Genomic DNA, 5,145 nt, shown 5'->3' with positions numbered 1-5,145 from the left:
GCCGCTGCTGGAAGTCCTCCAGGTACTCCGTCCCCCGGTCGGACCGCAGCGTCCGCAGCAGCTCCACCGCCTTCAACCCGGTACTGCAGGCCTGCTCGACCTCCCGTTGCTGCACCTGCGCGGTGGCGAGCAGCACATGGCCGATGGCCCGCCGCCGCACCCGCGAGGCGGGATGCCCGGCCAGCGCCTCCTCCGCCCACCGCGCCGCCGCCTCCCCCTGGCCCAGATCCCGGTGGCAGTGCGCCAACTCGTCGGCGAGATAGGCCTCGTCGAAGTGCGCGATCCAGACCGGGTCGTCCCCCGTGTCCGACGCGGTGGCCTCCAGCGCGCGCACCGCCCGCCCGGCGGCCACCTGTGCCGCCCGCGCGTCGCCCATCAGCGCGTGCCCGCGTGCCTCGGCCGCGTGGAACATCGCCTCCGCGCGCGGTGTCACACGCCCGCGTGCGCCCTCCTGGGCCGCCCGCGCCAACTGCGCGATCTCCCGCGGGTTTCCGAGCTGCGCGGCGAGGTGACTCATGGAGGCGGCCAGCACGTAGCCGCCGTAGCCGCGGTCGCCGGCCGCCTGGGCGAGCCGCAGCGCCTGGATGTAGTACCGCTGGGCCAGGCCCGGTTGGCCGGTGTCGACGGCCATGTACCCGGCCAGTTCGGTGAGTCGGGCCACCGCGGCGAACAAGTCGCGGCCCACCGCCTCCCGGTACGACCCGGCGAGCAGCCCGGAGACGACGCTGTTGAGGTAGTGCACGACCACCGGGCGCACATGCCCGCTGCCGTAGGTGTGGTCCAGGTCGACCAGCGCCTGCGTCATGGCCTGTACGGCCGCCACGTCGGACCGGCCCACCCGTGACCCCACCGTGCGCGCGACCTGTCCGTCCGGCGCGGAGATCAGCCAGTCGCGGCTCGGCTCGACCAGCGCGGACGCGGCGACGGAGGAGCCGGACAGGAAGTCCCGCCGGCCCACGTCGCTGCGCCACAGCTCGCAGACCTGCTCGATGGCCCCCAGCACCGTCGGCGAGAACTGGAGACCCACACCGGAGGCGAGGTTCTTGCCGTTGGCCATGCCGATCTCGTCGATCGTGACCGTACGGCCCAGCTTGCGGCCCAGCGCCTCGGCGATGATCGCCGGGGCACGCCCGCGTGGCTGCTGCCCGCGCAGCCAGCGCGCCACGGACGTCTTGTCGTAACGCAGGTCGAGGCCGTGCTCGGCGCCGCACATGTTGACCCGGCGGGCCAGCCCGGCGTTCGAGCAGCCCGCTTCCTGGATGAGCGCCTGCAGCCGTTCGTTCGGCTGCCGCGCGACGAGAGGCCTTGCGGCCATGGCGTAACCCCCTGTAGCTGCGGTGCCCTGCCCACGCACCGAGTCGACGAGTCTTGCGCGGCCGGAGACAGTCCGCGTCCCGACGGAGAGTTCCGGACGTGAAGATCAATGCCCCGCGTACCTACCGAAAATGCGAGACATGCGAGGATTGCCGGGGTAAAGGAAAAACCACCCCACACCGAACTACCCAGCGCCCGCCGACGATCCTCCCGCGCGCCCCCGCAGATGCACCCATGCGCCCCGGGCGCGGACCCGGTGCTCCTCCCCGGCGCGTCCGTCCCCCGTAACCCCCGTAACCCCAGGTGGGTGCGGGAGTTGAGTGGGGCGTGGAAGAGACGATCCCGGGTGCCCGAGCCGTACACACCGCCGACCCGACCGCCGGTCCGACTGTCGGCCGGACCGCCGGCCGGATTCCCCAACAGCGCGGAGAGCCACTGCTGGAGACAGCCGTCCGCTACGCCGAGGAACGCCGCTGGGACGTGTTCCCCGGCACCTGGCTGGAGACGGCCGACGGGGTGCAGCGCTGCTCCTGCGGCGACCCGGTGTGCGCGGCACCCGGCGCACACCCCGCGCACGGGGACTGGGCGGCCCGGGCGACCGGCAGCGCGACCGCGGTCCGCCGGATGTGGCAGGAGCGGCCGACCGCGTCGATCCTGCTGCCCACGGGCCGTACGTTCGACGCGTTGTCCGTCCCGGAGACGACCGGGTTCCTCGCGCTGGCCCGGATGGAGCGGAGGGGAGCGGCCCTCGGGCCGGTGATCCTCACCCCCGAGCGGCGGATGCAGTTCTTCGTGCTGCCGGGGGCGTGCGTGAAGGTGCCGGGGCTGCTGCGCAGGCTGGGCTGGTCGTCGGCGTCTCTCGACCTGGTCCCGCTGGGCGAGGGGGCGTACGTGGCCGCGCCGCCCACGCGGTACGGGTCGCGGGGGGCCGTGCAGTGGGCCTGCCGGCCGACGCCGGCGAATCGGTGGCTGCCGGACGTGGAGGAGTTGATCTCGCCGTTGGCGTACGCGTGCGGCAGGGACAGGTAACGGCACCTGTTGTTCCGCTTGGTTCCCTTTATCCCGCGACTGCGGGTACGTCGTGGTTGTTCACACAGCTCCCCGCGCCCCTGAGGCGGAGTGCTCCCCCGTAGGGTTCGACCTGATGGAGGGAGCAGTCGCAGTGGGTACAAGCGCCGTACGTGTGCAGGGGCTCTGGAAGCGGTTCGGGCAGCAGGTCGCCGTTGCCGGGATCGATCTCGAGTTGCCCGCGGGGAAGTTCGTCGGGCTGGTCGGGCCCAACGGGGCGGGGAAGACCACCACGCTCTCCATGGTGACCGGGCTGCTGCGGCCCGACCAGGGCGCCGTGGAGATCGCCGGGCACGACGTGTGGCGGGACCCGGTGGCGGTCAAGGCGCGGATCGGTGTGCTGCCCGAGGGGCTGCGGCTCTTCGAGCGGCTGTCGGGACGGGAACTGCTGTCGTACTCGGGACGGTTGCGCGGTCTGCCCGGAAACGAGGTGGACCGGCGGGCCACCCAGCTGCTCGACGTGCTGGATCTGGCCGGCGCCCAGCACAAGCTCGTCGTCGACTACTCGACCGGCATGCGCAAGAAGATAGGGCTCGCGGCCGCGCTGCTGCACAACCCGGAGGTCCTGTTCCTCGACGAGCCGTTCGAGGGCGTCGACCCGGTGTCCGCGCAGACCATCCGGGGCGTCCTGGAGCGGTACACCGCCTCCGGCGCCACCGTCGTGTTCTCCTCCCACGTCATGGAACTGGTCGAGTCGCTGTGCGACTGGGTGGCCGTGATGGCGGCCGGACGGATCCGCGCCCAGGGCCCCCTCGCCGAGGTGCGCGGCGAGGCCCCGACCCTCCAGCAGGCCTTCCTCGAACTCGTCGGCGCCCGGGACCGGGACGCCGGTTCCCACCTGGACTGGCTGGGCGGCGGTTCCCGATGAGCACCGCCACCGAAGCGCCCACGGCAGCCCCCTCGATCACCCCCGTCGTCGTACGCCTGAAGCTGTCGCTGCTGCGCAACGGGCTGAGGCAGTCCGGCGGACGGCGGGCCGCGTTCATCACGTCCGCCGTCGTCGCGCTGCTGTTCGCCGCGCTGCAGCTGCTCGGGCTGGTCCTGCTGCGCGGCCACGCGCACATCGCCTCCGTGGCCGTCATCGGCGTGGCCGTGCTGGCGCTGGGCTGGGCCGTGATGCCGCTGTTCTTCCCCAGCGGCGACGAGACCCTCGACCCGACCCGCCTGGTGATGCTGCCGCTGCGCCCGCGGCCACTGGTCAACGCCCTGCTGGCGGCCTCCCTGATCGGCATCGGACCACTGTTCACGGTGCTGCTGCTGGTGGGCTGCGTGATCTCGGTGGCGCACGGGGCGGTCGCGCTCGCCGTCGCGGTTCTCGCCCTCGCCCTCGCGCTGCTGGTGTGCGTGGCCCTCGCGCGGACCGTGGCCGCCGCCAACATCCGGCTGCTGACCAGCCGCAAGGGCCGGGACCTGGCGGTGCTCAGCGGACTGGTCATCGCGATCGGCATGCAGGTGGTCAACTTCGGCATGCAGCGGCTGGGTTCGACGGACCTCGGCCGGCTCGACCCGGTCGCGGACGTGCTGCGGTGGGTGCCGCCCGCGTCGGCGGTGGGCGCGGTGGACTCGGCGAGCCGGGGCTCCTACGGCGTCGCGGTGGCCCAGCTCGCCCTGACCGCGGCCGTCCTGGCCGCCCTGCTCGCGGTGTGGGGGCGCAGCCTGGACCGGCTGATGACCTCGCCCGACTCCTCGACCCTGCAGGCCGTCGACGCTCCCGTACGGAAGCGCACCCGCGAGGGCGGCGGCCTGGCACGGCTGCTGCCGTCCGGCCGCACCGGCACCGTCATGGAACGCAGCCTGCGGTACATCTGGCGCGACCCCAAGACCAAGGCGGCCTGGGCGACCTCGCTCGCCATCGGCCTGATCGTGCCGGTGTTCAACGCCCTGCAGGGCACCGGCACGCCGTACTTCGCCTGCTTCGCCGCCGGAATGCTCGGCATCCAGATGTACAACCAGTTCGGGCAGGACACCTCCGCGTTCTGGATGGTCGCGCTGACGATCTCCTCCCCGCGGGACGCCTACGTCGAGCTGCGCGGACGGGCGCTGGCCCTGCTGGCGATCACCCTGCCGTACGCCACCCTGGTCACGGTGCTGACCACGGGCCTGCTCGGCGAGTGGTCCCGGCTGCCCGAGGTGCTCGGCCTGTCCTTCGCCCTGCTCGGCGCGATGCTGGCCACCGGGGCGTGGACGTCGGCCCGCTTCCCCTACTCCATCCCGCAGGAGGGCTTCAAGAACGTGGCCCCCGGTCAGGCGGGCCTCGCCTGGATCTCCATCTTCGGCGGCATGGTCGCGGCGGCCCTGCTGTGCTCCCCCGTCATCGCCCTCACCATCTGGTCGAACGTCAGCGCCACCGGCGGCAGCTGGAGCCGGCTGCTGCTGCCGGTCGGCGCGGCGTACGGGGCGGGGCTGACCCTGCTCGGTCTGCGCCTGGCGGCGCCGCGCACGGCGGCCCGGCTGCCGGAGATCCTCACGGCGGTGAGCAAGGGCTGAGGTTCCGGCGCGCGGAGGGCCGCGTCAGCGCAGGCGCGCGGTCACCACGTGCACCGTGAAGCCGCACGGAACCCGTCCGTCCGGCCCCACGAGCCCGGCCGCCTCCGTCAGGAACGTCTCCCGCAGGCGGCGGACGGCGACCGGGTCGAGCGGTCCGACGTCGTAGATGCCGGACAGGGTCACCCGGACCCGGTCCGCCGGGCCGCTCAGATCGATCGGGACCGTCTCCCAGTCCGGCGCGCCGAAACCAGCCGGTTCCAGGACCTCCGCGAGCCC

The 5,145-nt window shown here is 73.2% G+C and carries 4 protein-coding genes and 1 pseudogene; 3 read left to right on the top strand and 2 right to left on the bottom strand.

Going from position 1 to position 5,145, the window contains the following annotated elements:
- The coding region (locus RH94_RS03130) for a transcriptional regulator (protein ID WP_234425497.1) at positions 1 to 1,315 on the bottom strand (1,315 nt) is incomplete at its 3' end.
- Positions 1,316 to 1,641: 326 nt separating this feature from the next.
- Between RH94_RS03130 and RH94_RS03125 the strand changes: the two genes are divergently transcribed.
- The 3 genes from RH94_RS03125 (at position 1,642) to RH94_RS03115 (ending at position 4,869) form a co-directional block, all read left to right on the top strand.
- Positions 1,642 to 2,343, top strand: coding sequence for a bifunctional DNA primase/polymerase (locus tag RH94_RS03125; protein ID WP_407697245.1), 702 nt, complete (start codon positions 1,642 to 1,644; stop codon positions 2,341 to 2,343).
- A 115-nt stretch (positions 2,344 to 2,458) separates the two neighbouring features.
- Positions 2,459 to 3,250, top strand: coding sequence for an ABC transporter ATP-binding protein (locus RH94_RS03120; protein WP_199880856.1), 792 nt, complete (start codon positions 2,459 to 2,461; stop codon positions 3,248 to 3,250).
- The gene (locus tag RH94_RS03115) at positions 3,247 to 4,869 is read left to right on the top strand and encodes a transporter (RefSeq protein ID WP_073946119.1); all 1,623 of its coding nucleotides are present in this window, start codon (positions 3,247 to 3,249) and stop codon (positions 4,867 to 4,869) included. Before RH94_RS03120 ends, RH94_RS03115 begins: the two co-directional genes overlap by 4 nt.
- Before the next feature lie 24 nt (positions 4,870 to 4,893).
- On the opposite strand, the pseudogene RH94_RS40565 reads toward RH94_RS03115, so the two are convergent.
- A pseudogene (locus RH94_RS40565) lies at positions 4,894 to 5,145 on the bottom strand (class I SAM-dependent methyltransferase); the annotation flags it as partial.

The organism is Streptomyces kebangsaanensis, assembly GCF_001906585.1.
GTDB lineage: Bacteria > Actinomycetota > Actinomycetes > Streptomycetales > Streptomycetaceae > Streptomyces > Streptomyces kebangsaanensis.
This window is presented reverse-complemented; position numbering and strand designations above follow the sequence as displayed.